Origin of the sequence: Streptacidiphilus cavernicola (genome assembly GCF_042510955.1) — a bacterium.
GTDB classification, from domain to species: Bacteria; Actinomycetota; Actinomycetes; order Streptomycetales; family Streptomycetaceae; genus Streptacidiphilus; species Streptacidiphilus cavernicola.
Genome location: NZ_JBHFAB010000001.1, coordinates 346,473 through 363,284, shown reverse-complemented (window position 1 = coordinate 363,284; position 16,812 = coordinate 346,473). Strand labels below are relative to the sequence as shown.

Annotated in this window: 17 protein-coding genes; 8 read left to right on the top strand and 9 right to left on the bottom strand. The window is 74.3% G+C overall.

From position 1 onward, the window contains the following. Positions 1 to 23 precede the first annotated feature (23 nt). Complete coding sequence (locus ACEZDE_RS01605; protein ID WP_380530867.1) at positions 24 to 1,277, top strand: hypothetical protein; 1,254 nt, start codon at positions 24 to 26, stop codon at positions 1,275 to 1,277. Between the two features lie 70 nt (positions 1,278 to 1,347). Here the strand turns inward: ACEZDE_RS01605 and ACEZDE_RS01600 are convergent, their stop codons facing one another. Next, a complete protein-coding gene (locus ACEZDE_RS01600; protein WP_380530865.1) occupies positions 1,348 to 2,232 on the bottom strand; it encodes a class I SAM-dependent methyltransferase in 885 nt (294 codons plus the stop codon). A gap of 84 nt (positions 2,233 to 2,316) precedes the next feature. Between ACEZDE_RS01600 and ACEZDE_RS01595 the strand changes: the two genes are divergently transcribed. Next, positions 2,317 to 2,937: an HAD family hydrolase gene (locus tag ACEZDE_RS01595; protein WP_380530862.1), complete on the top strand. Its 621-nt coding sequence runs from the start codon at positions 2,317 to 2,319 to the stop codon at positions 2,935 to 2,937. On the opposite strand, the gene ACEZDE_RS01590 is transcribed toward ACEZDE_RS01595, so the two are convergent. Next, positions 2,927 to 3,184, bottom strand: a complete 258-nt coding sequence (locus ACEZDE_RS01590; protein WP_380530860.1) for a hypothetical protein — start codon at positions 3,182 to 3,184, stop codon at positions 2,927 to 2,929. The two genes, ACEZDE_RS01595 and ACEZDE_RS01590, sit on opposite strands and share 11 nt — an antisense overlap. Positions 3,185 to 3,418: 234 nt before the next feature. Here ACEZDE_RS01590 and ACEZDE_RS01585 point away from each other — a divergent pair, with 234 nt between their 5' ends. After that, a complete protein-coding gene (locus tag ACEZDE_RS01585; RefSeq protein ID WP_380530858.1) occupies positions 3,419 to 3,802 on the top strand; it encodes a cold-shock protein in 384 nt (127 codons plus the stop codon). 12 nt (positions 3,803 to 3,814) lie between these two features. Here ACEZDE_RS01585 and ACEZDE_RS01580 read toward each other — a convergent pair whose 3' ends face one another. The 4 genes from ACEZDE_RS01580 to ACEZDE_RS01565 all read right to left on the bottom strand — a co-directional run bounded on the left by ACEZDE_RS01580 (position 3,815) and on the right by ACEZDE_RS01565 (position 7,713). Beyond that, the gene (locus ACEZDE_RS01580) at positions 3,815 to 4,681 is read right to left on the bottom strand and encodes a 1,4-dihydroxy-6-naphthoate synthase (protein WP_380530854.1); all 867 of its coding nucleotides are present in this window, start codon (positions 4,679 to 4,681) and stop codon (positions 3,815 to 3,817) included. A 29-nt stretch (positions 4,682 to 4,710) separates the two neighbouring features. Then, the gene (locus ACEZDE_RS01575) at positions 4,711 to 5,406 is read right to left on the bottom strand and encodes a futalosine hydrolase (protein ID WP_380530852.1); all 696 of its coding nucleotides are present in this window, start codon (positions 5,404 to 5,406) and stop codon (positions 4,711 to 4,713) included. 44 nt (positions 5,407 to 5,450) lie between these two features. Then, a complete protein-coding gene (locus ACEZDE_RS01570; protein ID WP_380530850.1) occupies positions 5,451 to 5,978 on the bottom strand; it encodes a hypothetical protein in 528 nt (175 codons plus the stop codon). A 97-nt stretch (positions 5,979 to 6,075) separates the two neighbouring features. After that, a complete protein-coding gene (locus ACEZDE_RS01565) occupies positions 6,076 to 7,713 on the bottom strand; it encodes an MFS transporter (RefSeq protein WP_449341692.1) in 1,638 nt (545 codons plus the stop codon). A gap of 331 nt (positions 7,714 to 8,044) precedes the next feature. Here ACEZDE_RS01565 and ACEZDE_RS01560 point away from each other — a divergent pair, with 331 nt between their 5' ends. Further along, positions 8,045 to 8,986 (top strand): DUF3027 domain-containing protein, encoded by a 942-nt coding sequence (locus ACEZDE_RS01560; RefSeq protein WP_380530847.1) that lies wholly within the window; start codon positions 8,045 to 8,047, stop codon positions 8,984 to 8,986. Positions 8,987 to 9,008: 22 nt separating this feature from the next. On the opposite strand, the gene ACEZDE_RS01555 is transcribed toward ACEZDE_RS01560, so the two are convergent. Next, entirely contained in the window at positions 9,009 to 10,019 is a 1,011-nt protein-coding gene (locus ACEZDE_RS01555) for an isopenicillin N synthase family dioxygenase (protein WP_380530846.1), read from the bottom strand. A 40-nt stretch (positions 10,020 to 10,059) separates the two neighbouring features. Next, positions 10,060 to 10,503, bottom strand: coding sequence for a nucleoside deaminase (locus ACEZDE_RS01550; RefSeq protein ID WP_380530843.1), 444 nt, complete (start codon positions 10,501 to 10,503; stop codon positions 10,060 to 10,062). A 100-nt stretch (positions 10,504 to 10,603) separates the two neighbouring features. Between ACEZDE_RS01550 and ACEZDE_RS01545 the strand changes: the two genes are divergently transcribed. After that, positions 10,604 to 12,019 (top strand): PucR family transcriptional regulator, encoded by a 1,416-nt coding sequence (locus ACEZDE_RS01545; protein WP_380530842.1) that lies wholly within the window; start codon positions 10,604 to 10,606, stop codon positions 12,017 to 12,019. An 82-nt stretch (positions 12,020 to 12,101) separates the two neighbouring features. Here ACEZDE_RS01545 and ACEZDE_RS01540 read toward each other — a convergent pair whose 3' ends face one another. Then, positions 12,102 to 13,532: a purine-cytosine permease family protein gene (locus ACEZDE_RS01540; protein ID WP_380530840.1), complete on the bottom strand. Its 1,431-nt coding sequence runs from the start codon at positions 13,530 to 13,532 to the stop codon at positions 12,102 to 12,104. Between the two features lie 171 nt (positions 13,533 to 13,703). On the opposite strand from ACEZDE_RS01540, the gene ACEZDE_RS01535 reads away from it, so the two are divergent. Genes ACEZDE_RS01535 through ACEZDE_RS01525 form a run of 3 tightly spaced genes read left to right on the top strand, consistent with a single transcriptional unit; the run spans position 13,704 to position 16,757 of the window. Further along, a complete protein-coding gene (locus tag ACEZDE_RS01535; RefSeq protein WP_380530837.1) occupies positions 13,704 to 15,161 on the top strand; it encodes a menaquinone biosynthesis decarboxylase in 1,458 nt (485 codons plus the stop codon). Beyond that, entirely contained in the window at positions 15,158 to 16,063 is a 906-nt protein-coding gene (gene mqnP / locus ACEZDE_RS01530) for a menaquinone biosynthesis prenyltransferase MqnP (RefSeq protein WP_380530835.1), read from the top strand. Before ACEZDE_RS01535 ends, mqnP begins: the two co-directional genes overlap by 4 nt. Positions 16,064 to 16,091: 28 nt before the next feature. Beyond that, positions 16,092 to 16,757: a UbiX family flavin prenyltransferase gene (locus ACEZDE_RS01525; protein ID WP_380530832.1), complete on the top strand. Its 666-nt coding sequence runs from the start codon at positions 16,092 to 16,094 to the stop codon at positions 16,755 to 16,757. Positions 16,758 to 16,812: the final 55 nt, after the last annotated feature.

Below are 16,812 nucleotides of genomic sequence, written 5' to 3'. Positions count from 1 at the left end.
TACTGGGGAGGGTGATCGCCGCCATGGGGATCGAGAGCGACCAGGTGGTCTACGACTATCTGAGCAGGGTGGGCGACCTGGCACAGGCCACGTCGCTGACAGCCGCGGAGCGGGCCCGGCTGGTGTCCGGGCTGCGGGAGACCATCGACACCCGGCGCGGCGGACCGGGCAGCGGCACGTCCGTGCGCGGCGAGGCGACCGCGGTGAAGCGGATCCTGAACGGCATCGGCAGCCCGGACGAGGTGGTGCGCCGCGCGGTCCACAACGGCGTGCCCAGGGCGGCGGAGAGCGGCGGCGCGGGCGGCGCGGGGCGCGGGGACGGGCGTGCGGGCGGGTCGGGGCAGGGCGGGTCGTGGGGCGGCCCTGCCGTGCCGGCCCAGGGCGGTCCGCCGGGGGAGGGCGGGGGAGCCTCGGGCGGCGGTGGCTGGTGGCGCTTCGGCGGCGGGGGTGGCGGGGGCGCGGGCGGTGGAAGCAGGTCCGGCGGCGGTGCGGGCGACTGGGCCGGTGCGGGCAGCGGGTCCGGTGGCGGGTCCGGCGCGGGCGGTGGTGCCGGTGGTTGGAGCGGGTCCGGCGTTGGTGGCAGTGCTGGCGGCTGGACCGGGTCCGGCACGGGTGGGGGCGTCGGCGGTTGGGCCGGGTCCGGCGGCGACGGCGGTCCTCAGCTGGACGCGCGGGCCGCCACCGGCGGCCTGCCCGGTTGGCGGGCGAGCTTCGAGCCCGACTTCATGGACCCCGAGGGCATCGACCCGGCCACCCGCGCGGCCGTCCCGGCCCAGCGGGGTCCCGACCCGGACCCCGGAGACGGTACCGCCACCGCGGACGAGCCCGTGCTGCTGGCGAAGGCCGGGCCGCCCCGGCGCACCCTGCTACGCCGGTTGCTCGGTCCGCCGCCGACGGCGGCGCCGCCGGTGCAGCCGGTCGCGGTGGCCGTGCCGCGGTCGCGGATCCCGCTGGTGGAGTCGCTGGCGGCGCTGGTGCTGGCGGCGTCCGCCGTGCTCGGCCTCTGGTACCTGGCCGTGGTCGGCTGGCCGCTGGCCTACGTCAGCCGCCGGATCGGCCGGCAGGCCGCGCACTTCGCCGGGCTCTGGCTCCCGGTCGTGGTCGCCTGCGGCGTCGGCTACTGGCTGTACCAGCACGTCCACGGGCAGCCCGCGGGACACCCGCTGACGGACGCCCAGTACAAGGCCGCGGTCCGCTCCGCGGTCGGCGTCGGCCTCCGGGTGGCGGCGGGCGCCTCGGCACTCTTCCTCGCCTGGCGCATCTCCCGCCGCCCCTGACCGGGCCCGCCTCCGACCGGCCCGCCTCCGACCGGCGCCCGCCGTGAGCGGACCGGGCGCTGACCTAGCGTCAGGCCCGGACGGCTGTGGTGTAGCGGAGCGCCGTACGGCGGGTGAGGACGCCGTCGACGGCGAGGGCGTCGAGTTCCGCGTAGGCGGCCTCCCGGGCCGCCTCCCGGCGGTCCTCCGGGATGCTGCGGAGCAGCGCGGCCCGTCGCCCGCCGGACCAGAGCGAGGTCCACCAGTCGCCGTACTCGGCGTAGCTGGTGGTGTGCTCCTCCTCGACCGTGGCGGTCTCGGTGAAGCCGGTCCGCGCCAGCAGCTCGGCGATCCGCTCCGGGGTGTCCAGCAGCCCGCCCGGACTGCGGTCGCGGCGCCAGTCGTCGGGGCCGCCCGGCGCGGAGCCGCCCGCGGCCAGTGCCGCGCGCAGCGGTCGCTGCCAGGCCGGGTCCTCCGGGCCGAAGGTGCTCATCCCGAACCGCCCGCCGGGCGCCAGCACCCGGCGCGCCGCGGTCAGCGCCGCGGCCGGGTCCGGTGTGATGAACATCATCAGCCCGGCCAGCACCACTTCGAACGAGCCGGCCGGGAAGCCGGGGTCCTCCGCGTCGCCGATCCGCACCGCGACATTGCGCAGCCGCCGTTGGGCGATCTCGGCCGCGGTGGCGCGGACCATCTCCGGCGCCAGGTCGATCCCGGCGGCGTAGCCGTCCGCGCCCGCGGCCTCCGCCGCGGCGAGCAGCACCGCGCCCCGGCCGCAGCCGAGGTCGAGCACCCGGTCGCCCGGCCGTACGCCGGTGATCCTGACCAGCCGGCTCCCGACCGAGTCGAAGAAGGAGCCGCTTCCCGAGCCGAAGGTGTCCGCGACCAGGTCGAAGCCCTGGGCGATCTCGGCCTTGCGCCTGACGTCCGAAGGAGTCTGTCCCGTCTGTCCTGCCTGCGCTGCTGTGGTCGGCATCCTGCCATGGTGGAACGGGGTGACCTGGGTCACAAGAGCCATGCCGCAATTGGCGGTTCAGCACGGCACCGTAGGCTGGGCCGCATGATCGGACGTACGGCCCCCACCATCGGTTTCGACCTCGACATGACGCTGATCGACTCCCGGCCCGGCATCCGGAAGGTCTACGACCTGCTCGCCGCCGAGACCGGCACCCCCATCGACAGCGGACTCGTGGTCAGCCGGCTCGGCCCGCCGGTCGAACAGGAGCTGGCGCACTGGTTCCCGGCCGAGCGGGTGCGCCCGGTCGCCAACCGCTACCGCGCCCTGTACGCGCTGCACGGCGTGGACGACTGCCTGGCCCTGCCCGGCGCGCACGACGCGCTCGCCGCGGTCCGCAAGCACGGCGGCCGCAGCATCGTCGTCACCGGCAAGCACACCCCCAACGCCCGGCTGAACCTGGACGCCCTCGACCTGGCGGCGGACGGCGTGTACGGCTCGGTCTTCGGCCCGGAGAAGGGCACGGTGCTGCGCGAGGAGGGGGCGACGGTCTACGTCGGCGACCACCTGGCCGACATCGTCGGCGCCCGCACCGCGGACGCGCTGGCGGTCGCCGTCGCCACCGGCCCCTACTCCGCCGGGGAACTGCGGGAGGCGGGCGCGGACGTGGTGCTGGCCGACCTCACCGCGTTCCCGGACTGGCTGGAGTCCTACCTCAGCCGCTGACCCCGCGCCGCGCGGCGGCTCCCGCGCTGCCCCCGCGCTGCGCGCGGGCCGAGCGGAGCAGCCCGAGCAGGGCCGTGCCGAAGCCCAGCGGCATCACCATGCTGACGAAGTACGCGGGCGTCGGCAGTCGGCTCAGGCCCAGGAACAGCGGGGCGACGGTCGCGATGGTCGCCACCGCGCCGATGAGGAACAGGATCGCGCCGACCCGTACCAGAGCGTCGCCGGGCCGCGGAGTTTCAGTAGTCACGCTCCAAGGGTATGCACGTCACGCACGGGGATTGCGCCGAGCCTGTCCGGCAGCGGCCCCGCGAGCCGATCGGGGGTGTGTGGTGGCTGCTACGGAAGCGCGTACGAAACGGCAAAGCAGTCGATCAACGCACCGCGATCCTGGAACAATGGCGCGGCACTGATCCGAACAGGCCGCCCCGGCTCCGTGCGGTTCCCTTCCTTCACCCCCATCCAGCAGCGACGAGGTCTCGGTATGCCCACGGGCAAAGTGAAATGGTTCAACGGCGAGAAGGGCTTCGGCTTTCTCTCCAGTGACGACGGCGGCGACGTCTTCGTCCACTCCAAGGCGCTGCCTGCCGGGGTCGAAGCACTCAAGCCCGGTCAGCGGGTCGAGTTCGAGATCATCGCGGGGCATCGCGGGGACCAGGCCCAGAAGGTGACCCTGCTGGACGACCTGCCGTCGCTGGCCGTGGCGAACCGCCGCAAGCCGGACGACCTGGCGCCGATCGTCCAGGACCTGACCACCCTGCTGGAGCGGATCCTGCCCGGCCTGCAGCGCGGGCGGTACCCGGAGAAGCAGGCCGGCCACCAGGTCGCGACCCTGCTGCGGGCGGTCGCCGACCAGCTGGACGTCTGACGGTCCCTCGGTCTACCGGAAGGCCAGGGCTCCCGGCGGCACCGCCGGGAGCAGGCCGGCCGCCGCCGCCCGGTCGAGCAGGCCGTGCACGGCGGCGTAGCCGTCCTCGCCCAGGTCGGCGCTGAACTCGTTCACATACAGCGCGATGTGCTGGTCGGCGACGGCCGGGTCCATCTCCTGCGCGTGCGCGAGGACGTAGTCACGGCTGTCCTCCGGGTGCGCCCAGGCGTGCTCCACGCTGGCCCGGAGCGCCGCCGCCAGCTCGCGCAGCCGCTCCTGGCCCAGGCTGCGCCGGGCGATGATCGCGCCGAGCGGGATCGGCAGACCGGTCGCGGCCTCCCAGGCCTCGCCCATGTCGGCCAGCGAGTGCAGCCCGTACTGCTGGTAGGTGAAGCGGGCCTCGTGGATCACCAGGCCCGCGTCCACCTTGCCGTCGCGGACGGCGGGCATGATCTCGTGGAACGGCATCACCACGATCTCGCCGAGGCCGCCCGGCACCGCCTCGGCCGCCCACAGCCGGAACAGCAGGTACGCGGTGGACCGCTCGCTGGGCACCGCGACGGTCTTTCCGGCCAGCTCGGCCGGGTCGGTGGACGACCCGGGGCCGGTGAGGACGAGCGGGCCGCAGCCGCGGCCGAGCGCGCCGCCGCAGGGCAGCAGCGTGTACTCGTCCAGCACCCAGGGCAGCGCGGCGAAGGAGATCTTCAGCAGGTCGAGCTCGCCGCGCTCGGCCATGCCGTTGGTGATGTCGATGTCCGCGAAGGTCACCTCGGGCGCCGCCGGCCCCGGGACGACCAGCCCGTGCGTCCAGGCGTGGAAGACGAAGGTGTCGTTGGGGCACGGCGAGAAGGCGACCTTGAGTGCGTCCGCGGCAGTCATGTCCCCGACCCTAACCCCTGGACGATCCGTCAGAGCAGCCGGTCGTACGGGAGCAGCGCGAAGGCCCGTTCCAGCGCGGCGAAGGCCTCGCCGATCCGCCAGGCGGCGCGGTCGCGCGGGCCGACCGCGTTGGACACCGCGCGCAGCTCCAGCACCGGGACGCCGTGCCCGGCCGCGGCCTCGGCGACGCCGAAGCCCTCCATCGCCTCGGCGGCGGCGCCCGGGTGGCGGGCCGTCAGCTGCTCGGCGCGGGCGGCGGTGCCGGTCACGGTGGAGACGGTGAGCACCGGGCCGACGGCGGTCGGCAGGCCCCCGTCGCGCAGCGCGGCGGCGACCGCGGCGGCGTGCGCGGTCGGGTGGGAGACCCGGCCGAAGCCCAGTTCGGTGACGGTGGCGAAGCCGTCCGGGGTGTCCGCGCCCAGGTCGGCGGCGACGATCTGGTCGGCGACCACGATCGAGCCCAGCGGCGCCAGCGGGGCGAAGCCGCCGCCGATCCCGGTGGAGAGCACCAGCCGGTACGGCTGGGCGGCCAGCGCGAGCGCGGTGGCGGTCCCGGCCGCCGCGGCGGCCGGGCCGACCCCGGCGGCGAGCACGTCCACCGGGCCCCTGCGGTGCAGCAGGTAGCCGCCGGGCAGCGGAAGTTCGGCGTCCGGGGCGGAGTCGGCGGACCCGGCCGGGAGGCCGCGCAGCACCGCCGCCGCTTCGGGGGCGACGGCGGTGACCACGAGCAGCCGGGGACGGCCGGTGGCGGAGATGCCGGCGGTGGAAGTCAGGAGACGGTCTTCATGCTGAAGACCCAGACTCCGACGATCTTGCTGGTGCTGCCGGCCGGACGCTCGATCACCAGGACGGTGCCCTTGTCGGCGGTGCTGGTGGCGCCGGTGCTCTGGTCCGTGCTGGTCGGGAAGACGCCGCTCAGCGGCAGGTTGTTGGCCTGGTACTTGGTGGTCTGCGCCACCAGCGCGGCGGAGCCGCTGGCGCTCCAGCCGACCTTGGTGATGTCCTTGTCCACGCCGATGGTGAAGGTGCTGTTCGGGCGGACCGAGATCGTCTTGGCGGCGTTGGCGGCGCCCAGCTTCTGCACCTTGGCGGCGCAGGCGGCGACGTCCTTGGCCGCGATCTCCTTGCCGCCGTTGTAGCAGAGCGGCGAGACCGGGGTCCAGGTCGATCCGGAGGTCACGTAGATCCGGGGGACCGGCTTGCCGGCGTCGTTGGCTTTCCAGACGGAGAGGCCGACGGTGGCGGCGCCGACGACGGCGACGGCTCCGAGGGCGGCGACAGCGCGGTTGAGACTCATGGTGCTGAGGCTACCGCCCGCCCGCGATCACGCCACGCCGGGGGGCCGCCACCGGGTGCGGGGTTACTCCAGGTGGTGGCCCCGGCGAGGGCAGCCGCTACGCCAGGTACGGCCGGGTGGACACCCGGGGCATCCGGACCAGCCCGCGGACGGTGAAGGCCAGCGACAGCGCCAGGATGCCCGCCGCGGTCCCCATGCCGACCCGGCCGACCAGCGGCAGCACGATGCCGAGGCCGCCGCCGAGCACCCAGGTCAGCTGCATCAGCGTCTCCGAGCGGGCGAAGCCCGAGGTCCTGACCTGTTCCGGGACGTCGCGCTGGATCAGCGCGTCCAGGGCGACCTTGCCCAGCGACTGGCTCAGTCCGGCCACCCCGGCGAGCAGAGTGACCGTCAGCAGCCCGTAGAACAGCGCCGCCGCCACCGCCGCGGCGGTGGCCAGGCTCAGCATCAGGGTGACCAGGATCTCCGGGCCGCGGGCCTTCAGCCAGGAGCCGAGCACCGTCCCCAGCGTGTTGCCGACGGCCAGCGCCGCCGCCACGCAGGCCAGCGCGACGGTCGGGCGCAGGCCGGGGAACGGGTGCTCACGGAGCAGGAAGGCCAGGAAGAAGGTGAGGAACCCGGACAGTCCGCGCAGCGTCCCCTCGGCCCGCAGCGCCAGGACCACCGCGGGCCCGACCGTGCGCAGGCCCATCCGCGGACGCGCGGACGCCGCGGTGGCGGACGGCCCCTCGGCCCGCGGCGCGGCAGCGGCAGCGGCCGTAGCAGCGGCGGCGGCCGGGCCGGGCCGGTCGGCGAGCGGCGCGGGCCGCTTGGTCAGCGAGACCGGGGCCGCGTCGGCCGGGTCGGCCGGGTCGTCCCCGTGCAGGACGGCCCGCTGCTCGCCCTCGGCCAGGTCCACCTGGTGCGGCAGGCCGAACGCCAGGAACGCCCCGGCCAGGAACACCAGGAACGCCCCGCGCAGCGGCCAGCTCGGGCCGATCAGGTGCAGCCCGCCGCCGATCGCCGCGGCGACGCCGGTGGCCAGCAGCCCGGCCAGGGTGACCCGGGAGTTGGCCTTGACCAGGGTGACCCTGGCCGGCAGCAGCCGTGGCACCACCACGCTGCGGACCACCCCGTAGGCCTTGGACGCGACCAGCACGCCCAGCGCCTCCGGGTAGATGTCCAGCCCGCCGCCCGCGATGGAGCTGGTCATCATCCACGCGATGGCGGCCCTGGCCAGCATCGACAGCGCCATCGCGGCCCGCCGCCCGCTGGGCAGCCGGTCCAGCAGCGGGCCGATCACCGGGGCCAGCAGCACGAACGGGGCCATGGTGATCAGCAGGTACAGGGCCACCCGGCCGCGCGCCTCGCCGGTCGGCACCGAGAAGAAGATGGTGGAGGCCAGGGCGACGGTGATCATCATGTCCCCGGCCGAGCTGACCGCGTGCAGCTCGATCAGCTTCGCCAGCCCGGACTCGCCCGCGCCCTCGGCCGAGGTGGCCCGGCGGATCCGCCGCCCGGTGGCGTGCACGGCGTTCCCGGTGCCGCGCGCGGTGGCCGAGGCGGCCCGGTGCAGCCGACGGCCGAAACCCCGGCGGCGGCCGGTGATCACGACGCCCGGCTCAGCCGGGGCCCGCCCCTCCGACCCTGCCCGGGGCGGTGCGGGGCTGTCGGGACCTCCGGGACGGGTTCCCCGAGGCGCTTCGTCGGCCACGCCGCCCATCCTGCCCGAACAGCGGCTTCCCATGCCGGTCATTCCCCGCAACGGCGGCGTGGTGACCGAGTCGATCTTCTGCGCGCTCGGACGACGCCGGAGGGTGACAAGTGGCGAGGTACTGTCCGCGTTGGCGGAACGACCGGTACCGTGCACTCAGTGGCACTTTCCGACGAAGGCGCCGCGCAGACACTTTTGTGGTGCCGCGTGAAGACCTTGCGGCGGTCCGGACGGCTCGTCGAGTCCGTCGGGACCGGCCCGCGGAATCACGCAGAATAGGGACTGCCCGACCCCTCCCGGCAGGCGACCGCGCCGTGCCGCCCGGCGGTCGTGGCGATCCGCGGATGAAGCTTGGGAGAGAATCGATCCTGTGATGAGTGCTGCGACGACGCGAAGCCGTACCCCCGACCGGCTCTGTGCCGATGCTGTCGACTTTGCCCGCGCTGCCGCGGTCGAGTTGGCGGGCGAGGCCGCGGTCGGCGAGCACCTCGGCCTGGACGCGGACGGTGAGCGCGTCGTCACGCACTACTTCGCGACCCGCGAGTGGGCGTACCGGGGCTGGCGCTGGGCCGTCACGGTCACCCGCGCCTCGCGCGGCAAGCTGGTCACCCTCGACGAAACGGTGCTGCTCCCCGGCGCGGACGCGCTGATCGCCCCGCAGTGGGTGCCCTGGAGCGAGCGGCTGCGCCCCGGCGACATGGGCCCCGGCGACCTGCTGCCGACCGACGAGGACGACCTGCGCCTTGAGCCGGGCTGGACCGGCGCGGACGAGATCGCGCCGAACTCCGCCCTGGCCGAGGCGATGGAGCGGGAGCTCGAACCCGACGAGGCCGAGGGCGGCGAGGGCGGTGGCTCCGGCTCCGCGGGCCGGGCCGAGGCGCTGGCCAGCCCGACCCTGCGCGGCTCGATCGCGGCCGTCGCGCTGGAACTGGGCCTGGGCCGGACCAGGGTGCTGTCCCGGCTCGGCCTGCACCTCGCCGCCGACCGCTGGGAGAAGGACTTCGGCGCGCACTCCCCGATGGCGCAGGCCGCCCCGGCCGACTGCTCCACCTGCGGCTTCCTGATCCCGGTGGCCGGGACGCTGAGCCAGACCTTCGGCATCTGCGCCAATGAGTTCGGCCCGGCCGACGGCCATGTGGTCGCGCTGGACTACGGCTGCGGCGGCCACTCCGAGGCAGCCGTGGTGCCCGCCCCGGTGCCGCCGGTGCCGCCGGTGCTGGACGAGTTCGCCGACGAGGACTTCCCGCTGCACCCCGACCGGGACGGCGGCTCGGTGGCCGCCGACGCCCCGGCCGAGGAGCTGGGCCACAGCTGACGCAAGGTCAGCTGAGAGGCCGTCAGCTCACGGTGATGGCTTCCAGCTTGGCCCGGAGGTAGTCCGAGGAGTCGACCGGCTGGTAGGCCACCGGGCCGCCGACCGGTCGGACCACGGTGTGCGGGTCGCACTCGTAGAAGTAGACCAGCGACATCAGGTCCTCCTCCGGCACGTCCGGTGACGGCGGCAGCACCCGGTGCCGTCCCGAGGTCCACCGGTCGCCGGTCCAACGGGCCATCAGGTCGCCGATGTTGACCGTCAGCGCGTCCGGGTCGTAGGGGGCGTCCTCCCAGCCCGTGCCGCCGTCGGCCGGGTCGATGTAGACCTGCAGGCCGCCCGCCCGTCGCCCGCCACCACCCTTGTCCGAAGCGCTTCGCGCCCCCGGAAGCTGCCGGTCCAGCAGGGTGACCGTGCCGAAGTCGGTGTGCGGGCCGATCCGGAACTGCCCCGGCAGCGGCTCGCCGACCACGCCGGTGCCCGGGTACCAGTTGATGTTCAGGGTGTAGGTCGGGTGCCGGGTGTGGTCGGTGAAGAAGGACGGCTCCTGGCCCAGCGCCGCGGCCAGCAGCCGCAGCACCTCGTCCGCGACCGTCCGCATCCGGGCCAGGTAGTCCTCCACCGTCTTCCGCAGCGCCGGGGCCTCCGCCTCCGGCCAGCGGTTCGGCTGGAACCAGAAGGCGTCGGTCTCCGGGTCGCCGGTCGGCTGGTCCGCGCCGACGGTCCAGGACTCCTTGAGGTCCGGTGGGGTCTCGGTGCCCTCCGCGTAGCCGTTGGCCTCGGCGCCCTTGGCCAGCCAGCCCCGGCCGCCGACGCTGACCCCGTAGCGCTGCTTGACCTCGGTGGGCAGTGCGAAGAAGGCGCGGGCGGCGGCCCGGACCCGCTCGCGCTCCTCCCGGCTCACCCCGTGCCCGGTGACCAGCAGGAAGCCGGCCTGCCGCAGCGCCGCGTCCACCGCGGCGGCGGTGGCGGCGCGGGCCGCCGGGTCCTCGGACAGCCAGGGGGCCAGGTCGATCACGGGAATGCGGGGGGACATGTCGCTCCTCGTCTGGTGCGGAAGGGCCGGTCGTCCGGGGTCATTCGCCGATGTCCTCGAACCACAGGTCGGGCTTGGCCGCGATGAAGTCGCGCATCAGCGCCTTGCACTCCGGGTCGTCCAGGAGCACGATCTCCACTCCGTGCTCGGCCAGCCAGTCGTGGCCGCCGTGGAAGGTCTCGGCCTCGCCGACGACCACCCGTCCGATGCCGAACTGCCGTACCAGGCCCGAGCAGTACCAGCAGGGGGAGAGGGTGGTCACCATGGTGGTCCGGCCGTAGCCGCGGAGCCGGCCGGCGTCGCGGAACGCCGCCGTCTCCGCGTGGGTGGACGGGTCGCCGTCCTGCACCCGGCGGTTGTGGCCGCGGCCGAGCAGCGCCCCGTCCGGGCCGAACAGCGCCGCCCCGATCGGGATGCCGCCCTCGGCGAGCCCGAGCCTGGCCTCCTCGACGGCGACGGCCAGCAGTTTCGCGGTGTCAGTCATGGCACCACTGTCCCGGTCCGGAAACACCTCGGCAACGTGCGGAAAGTACGCTCCGGGCCACCCCGCCGCTGACACCGTGTCCTGCGATCCAGGAGCCCCCATGGCCGCGCTCACCCTCCGCGAGATCCTCTCCTTCGACATCCTCGGCGACGCCGAGCCCGAGATCCTGTGCGGGGAGAACGGCCTGGACCGGCCGGTGCGCTGGGTGCACTCCAGCGAGATCTACGAGATCGGGCCGCTGCTCTCCGGCGGTGAACTGCTGCTCACCACCGGCCTCGGCCTGGCCGGGGCGGACGCGGGCGCGCGGCGGCACTACGTCCGCGAACTCGACGAGCGCGGGGTCGCCGGGATCGCGGTGGAACTGGGCCGGTCGCTGGCCGAGATGCCCTACGAACTGCTGGACGAGAGCCGCCGGCGCGGGCTGCCGCTGGTCGCGCTGCGCGCGGTGGTGCCGTTCATCCGGATAGCCGAGGCGGCCAACACCGCCATCGTCACCCAGTCGCTGACGGACCGTCCGCATCCGGCCGCCGCGGACCGGGACGGACGGGCCGCCGCGCTGCTCGCGGAACTGGCCGAGGGCACCGCGCTGAGCCAGTCGGACGTGCTGGCCCGCGCCCGAGCACTGGACTTCCGGCCGGACCGGGGACGGCGGCTGGTCGGCGTCGCCGCGACGGGAGTCGCGCCGGGCGGTGCGGTGAACGGGTCCGGGACGGGGGCGGCCGAGGCGGTCGCCCTACTGGACCGGGCAGCGGTGATCCTGGACGCGCCGCTGCTGCGGGCCCCGGTGCCCGGCGGCACGGTGGCGGCGCTGCTCGCCGTCCCGGCGGGCGCGGGCGACCCGGTCCGCGCGGCGCAGCGGGCGCTGACCGCGGCGGGCGCGGGCGGGCCGGGCGACGGGCCGGGTGGCGGCAGCGCGGGCGGCCCGGGAAGCGGGATCGGGTCCGGTGCGGGCGCGGCCACCGGGCGGTCGACCGTCGCGCTCGGCCCGGCCGCACCGGGGGACGCCGCCTGGAGCCGCTGGGGCGAGTCGCTGCGCGAGGCCAGGACCGCGCTGGCGCTGGCGCTGGCCGTCCCGCCGCCCGAGCCGGACTGCTGCGCGGGCGGCGGGGTCCTGGTCACCACCTCCCGGGCGCTGGCCCTGGAACGGCAGTTGACCGGTGACGGCCTGCCGGGACCGGTCTCCGGCGCCTTCGACGGCGCCCCCTTCGACGGCGTCGCCTCGCTCGGCCCGGCCCGCCGGGACCGGCTGGCGTACCTGGTCAGCCGCTCGCTCGGCCCGCTGCTGGAATGGGAGGCCGCGCACGCCAGCGACCTGGTCCGGACCCTGGAGGTGCACCTCCGCAACGGCTGCAGCCCGACCAGGACCGCCGGGTTGCTGCACGTCGGCCGCCAGTCGCTCTACCAGCGGCTGGAACGGATCGAGTCGCTGCTCGGCCTGCCGGTCACCGACCCGGAGTGCCACGCCGAACTGCTCCTCGCCTGCTGCGCCCACCGGCTGCTGCGGGCCGACGGATAGCCGAAAAGGAGGAGGGCCCGGCACCGGTGCGGTGGTGCCGGACCCTCCGGTCTGCGGGGGCCGCCGGGGTGGTGAGGGGGCGTCAGGCCCCGGCGGGCTCCGCGGTGGGGGCGGGAGCGCCGGGGGCGGTGACCGGGCCCAGCCCGGGGACGGTGCGCAGGGCCAGGTAGAGCACGCCCGCGATGACGAAGCCGGCCAGGAAGGCGATGTCGCCGATGCCGGGGACGTGCTTGGCGACCAGGCCGGTGTAGTCGGACTGGTTGGAGAACAGCCACACCCCGAGGCCGGTCCCGGCGGCCATCGCGACCGGTGCGGACCAGTTGCTGAAGGACCGGTCGCCGAGCAGGCCGCCGACCTCCGCGTCCGACTGGTTCCGGCGCAGGTGGCGGTCGATGAAGACGACCGCCAGCCAGGGGCCGATCCAGTAGGTGATGACCAGCAGGAAGTCCTCGTACTTGGTGCCGGAGTCGCTGAGGCCGCTCCAGGCGACCAGGGTGCCCGCGACGCCGAAGACCAGCGCCACGGTGGCCCGGCGGACCGCGGCCGGGAGCCTGATGCCAGTGGCCACGAAGGACAGCGAGCCGGAGTAGATGTTCAGCGCGTTGGCCGCGATCCCGCCGACCGCGATGGCCAGCAGGGTGAGGTCGGCCAGCCAGGTCGGCAGCGCGTGGGTGAAGGCGTCGGTGAGGGTGAGGCCCTTCGGCACGGCGATGGTGGCCGAGGCCGCGCCGACGGTCTCCAGCAGCACGCAGGAGAGGAACACGCCCAGCGCGGGCCACAGTCCGACCGCCCACCTGGGCGAGGTCCGCGGCAGGTAGCGGGTGTAGTCGGAGCCGTACGGGGTCCAGCCGGCCGCGTAGCCGAAGGCCGCGCCCGCGGTGAGCAGGAAGGCGCCCTTGAAGGCGTGCGCACCGGTCGCCGCACCGATGTCGGACTTGCTGAGGATCACCCCGGAGGCGATCAGGAAGACCAGGGCCAGCAGCGGGAAGGTGTACTTCTCGGCGCTCTGGATGAAGTTGTGGCCGAAGTAGGCGATGCCGACCTGCAGGACCACCACGATGAACAGGCAGAGCAGCACCGGCCAGCCGAGCAGCGTGTTCAGCGCGTAGGAGGCGCTGACGCTGTTGACGGCGAACCAGCCGATGCCCGCGGTCAGCGCGTTCAGCCCGGCCGGGAGCGCGTTGCCCCAGTATCCGAAGGCGGAACGCCCGGCGACCATCTGCGGGACGCCGAAGCGGGGCCCGCTGAGGCCGAGGAAGGCGTGCGCGACGGCGCCGAGCGCGGTGCCGAGGACGATGGCGAGCACGGCCGGCCAGAAGCCGAGGCCGAAGACGCCGACGGCCAGGACGCCGATGAAGACGGTGGCGAACTCCATGTTCGGGGAGGTCCAGGTCCACAGCAGGCCGAGGGGTCTGCCGTGTCTGGCGTCGTCGGGAACGGGCTCTGCGCCCGTGGGTTCGACGGCGAGCACGTGGTCGCCGTACGCGGATATCTCTGTGGGGGCGGCGGTCATACGGTCAGTGTCGGTGCGCGTATGCGGCGCGTAAACGGTCGGAACGACGGGTCTGCGCGGGGGCGCGGCGTACGTTCTGTACGTGGCCGGGAGGGTGCACGGCACAGCCGGCGGACAGGCCCCGCCGAGGCGCGTCGGGGGGAGCTTAGCCGGTGGACGATACTGGCACGTATGGCATACGACGATCTTCGGTCCTTCCTCCGGGCGCTCGACCGTGAGGGCGACCTCAAGCGGATCACGGTGGAGGTCGACCCCTACCTCGAAATCGGGGAGATCGTCGACCGGGTGCAGAAGGCCAAGGGCCCGGCGCTGCTGTTCGAGAACGTGAAGGGCGCGGCGATGCCGCTGGCCATGAACGTGTTCGGGACCGAGCGGCGGCTCGCCAAGGCGCTGGGGCTGAAGGGCCCGGAGGAGATCGCCGAGAAGATCGCCGGGCTGCTGAAGCCCGAACTGCCGCACGGCTTCACCGGCGTGCGGGACGCCTTCGGCAAGCTGGCCGGGATGGCGCACGTCCCGCCGAAGAAGGTGAAGCCGGGTGACGCCCCGGTGCAGGAGGTCGTGCTGACGGGTGACCAGGTCGACCTGGAGCAGCTCCCGGCGCTGTTCACCTGGCCCAAGGACGGCGGCTCCTTCTTCAACCTGGGGCTGACCCACACCAAGGACCCGGACAGCGGCATCCGCAACCTCGGCCTCTACCGGCTCCAGCGGCACGACAAGCGCACCATCGGGATGCACTGGCAGATCCACAAGGACAGCCGCAACCACGCCGCGGTCGCCGCGAGGCGGGGCGAGCGGCTGCCGGTCGCCATCGCCTTCGGCTGCCCCCCGGCGGTGACCTACGCCGCCACCGCGCCGCTGCCCGGCGACATCGACGAGTACCTGTTCGCGGGCTTCGTGGCCGGGGAGCGGACCCGGATGGTCGACTGCAGGACCGTCCCGCTGCAGGTCCCGGCGGACGCCGAGGTGGTGCTGGAGGGCTGGCTGGAGCCGGGGCAGCTGCTGCCGGAGGGCCCGTTCGGCGACCACACCGGCTTCTACACCCCGCAGGAGCCGTTCCCCGCGCTCACCATCGACTGCGTGACCATGCGGAAACGGCCGCTGCTGCAGTCCATCGTGGTCGGCCGGCCGCCGACCGAGGACGGGCCGCTGGGGAAGTTCACCGAGCGGTTCTTCCTGCCGCTGCTGAAGATCATCGTCCCGGACATCGTCGACTACGACCTGCCCGAGGCCGGCGGCTTCCACAACTGCGTGATCGTCTCGATCGACAAGAAGTACCCCAAGCACGCGCAGAAGGTGATGCACGCGATCTGGGGCGCGCACATGATGTCGCTGACCAAGCTGATCGTGGTGGTGGACGCCGACTGCGACGTGCACGACTACCAGGAGGTCGCCTGGCGGGCGCTCGGCAACGTCGACTACAGCCGCGACCTGAGCGTGGTCGAGGGCCCGGTCGACCATCTCGACCACGCCTCGTACCAGCAGTTCTGGGGCGGCAAGGCGGGGATCGACGCGACCCGTAAGCTGCCCGGGGAAGGCTACACAAGGGACGGGGGCTGGCCGGAGATGGTCGAGTCGGACCCGCGGACGGCCGCGACGGTCACCCGTCGCTGGAAGGAGTACGGGCTGTGAGCGCGACAACGGCGTCGGTCGTCCCGGTACCGGGAAAAACCAAGGCCTTCCTGCGGCTGGTGATGATCGAGCACTCGGTCTTCGCGCTGCCGTTCGCCTACATCGCCGCACTGACCGCGATGTTCCTGGACAACGGCCAGGTGCACTGGGTGCAGCTGCTGCTGGTCACCCTGGCCATGGTCGGGCTGCGCACCTTCGCCATGGCCGCGAACCGGATCATCGACCGCGAGATCGACGCCCGCAACCCGCGCACCGCCGGGCGCGAGCTGGTCACCGGCGCGGTGTCGATGCGGACCGCGTACGTCGGCTCCGCGGTGGCGGTCTGCGTCTTCCTCGGCTCGGCGGCGCTGCTCAACCCGCTCTGCCTGGCGCTGGCGCCGATCGCGGTGATCCCGATGGTGGTCTACCCGTACGGCAAGCGCTTCACCGACTTCCCGCACGCGATCCTGGGGATCGCCCAGGCGATGGGCCCGATCGGCGCCTGGCTCGCGGTGACCGGCTCCTGGTCCTGGGACGCGGTGGTGCTGGGGCTCGCCGTGGGCGTCTGGATCGGCGGCTTCGACCTGATCTTCGGCTGCCAGGACGTCGCCGCGGACCGCGCCGACGGCGTGCGCTCCGTCCCGGCCCGCTTCGGCGTCGACGGCGCGCTGCGCGGCGCCCGCGCGGCCCACGTCGTCACCGTGCTGCTGCTCGGCTGGTACGCGGTGCTGACGAACGCCGGGTGGGCCTTCTGGCTGGGCCTGATCGTGGTCTGCTGCGCCTTCCTCTACGAGCACTCCATCGTCAAGCCCGGCGACCTGTCCCGACTCAACCGTGCTTTCTTCCAGGTCAACGGCTTCGTCGGAATCTCCCTCTTCGCCTTCGCCCTGCTCGACCTACTACTCCGCGGCCTGGGCGGCTGACGCCGGGACCGCGGGTAGGGTCGGGCGGGTGGAGCGAGAACCGTGGGTGGTCGGGGTGTCCGGGGCGTCGGGGACGGCGTACGCGGCGGCGGTGCTGCGGGGGCTGCTGGCGGCCGGGGAGGCGGTGGACCTGGTGGTGAGCCGGGCCGCGCGGCTGACCCTGCTGGACGAGACCCGGATCGCGTTCCGGGACGCGCACTGGGAGGACGACCTGCGGGAGTGGCTCGGGCAGCCGCTGGACGCGGCGAAGCCGCAGGTCCCGGAGCTGGGGCGGGTGCGGTACTGGGCGGCGGGGGATCTCGCCGCGGGCCCGTCCAGCGGGTCGTACCCGGCCAAGGGGATGCTGGTGGTGCCGTGCAGCACCGCGAGCGTGGCCGGGATCGCGCTCGGGCTGTCCAAGGACCTGTTGCAGCGGGCCGCCGGAGTCACCCTGAAGGAGCGCCGGCCGCTGGTGGTCTGCGTCCGGGAGACCCCGCTCAGCGGGCAGACGCTGCGTCAGCTGGTCGCCCTGGACGACGCCGGGGCGGTGGTGCTCCCGGCCGCCCCCGGCTTCTACGCGGGGACGAGGAGCGCGCAGCAGCTGGTGGACTTCGTCGCCGGGCGGGTGCTGGACGCCGCCCGGGTGCCGCACGACCTCTACCGCCGCTGGAACGGCGAGCTGGGCGGCGGCGGCGACAGCGGTCGGCCGAAGTGAGGCAGCTCACCCGCGCGGGGTATTGTCGGTGGGATGTCAGGGTTGACGCGTCGGG

Coding starts and splice junctions, on each gene's coding strand:
- ACEZDE_RS01565 (WP_449341692.1), bottom strand. CDS start 7,713: ATGACCGGCATGGGAAGCCGCTGTTCGGGCAGGATGGGCGGCGTGGCC.
- ACEZDE_RS01555 (WP_380530846.1), bottom strand. CDS start 10,019: ATGTCCCCCCGCATTCCCGTGATCGACCTGGCCCCCTGGCTGTCCGAG.
- ACEZDE_RS01550 (WP_380530843.1), bottom strand. CDS start 10,503: ATGACTGACACCGCGAAACTGCTGGCCGTCGCCGTCGAGGAGGCCAGG.
- ACEZDE_RS01535 (WP_380530837.1), top strand. CDS start 13,704: ATGGCATACGACGATCTTCGGTCCTTCCTCCGGGCGCTCGACCGTGAG.
- ACEZDE_RS01545 (WP_380530842.1), top strand. CDS start 10,604: ATGGCCGCGCTCACCCTCCGCGAGATCCTCTCCTTCGACATCCTCGGC.
- ACEZDE_RS01580 (WP_380530854.1), bottom strand. CDS start 4,681: ATGACTGCCGCGGACGCACTCAAGGTCGCCTTCTCGCCGTGCCCCAAC.
- ACEZDE_RS01595 (WP_380530862.1), top strand. CDS start 2,317: ATGATCGGACGTACGGCCCCCACCATCGGTTTCGACCTCGACATGACG.
- ACEZDE_RS01605 (WP_380530867.1), top strand. CDS start 24: ATGGGGATCGAGAGCGACCAGGTGGTCTACGACTATCTGAGCAGGGTG.
- ACEZDE_RS01570 (WP_380530850.1), bottom strand. CDS start 5,978: ATGAGTCTCAACCGCGCTGTCGCCGCCCTCGGAGCCGTCGCCGTCGTC.
- ACEZDE_RS01585 (WP_380530858.1), top strand. CDS start 3,419: ATGCCCACGGGCAAAGTGAAATGGTTCAACGGCGAGAAGGGCTTCGGC.
- ACEZDE_RS01540 (WP_380530840.1), bottom strand. CDS start 13,532: ATGACCGCCGCCCCCACAGAGATATCCGCGTACGGCGACCACGTGCTC.
- ACEZDE_RS01600 (WP_380530865.1), bottom strand. CDS start 2,232: ATGCCGACCACAGCAGCGCAGGCAGGACAGACGGGACAGACTCCTTCG.
- ACEZDE_RS01560 (WP_380530847.1), top strand. CDS start 8,045: ATGAGTGCTGCGACGACGCGAAGCCGTACCCCCGACCGGCTCTGTGCC.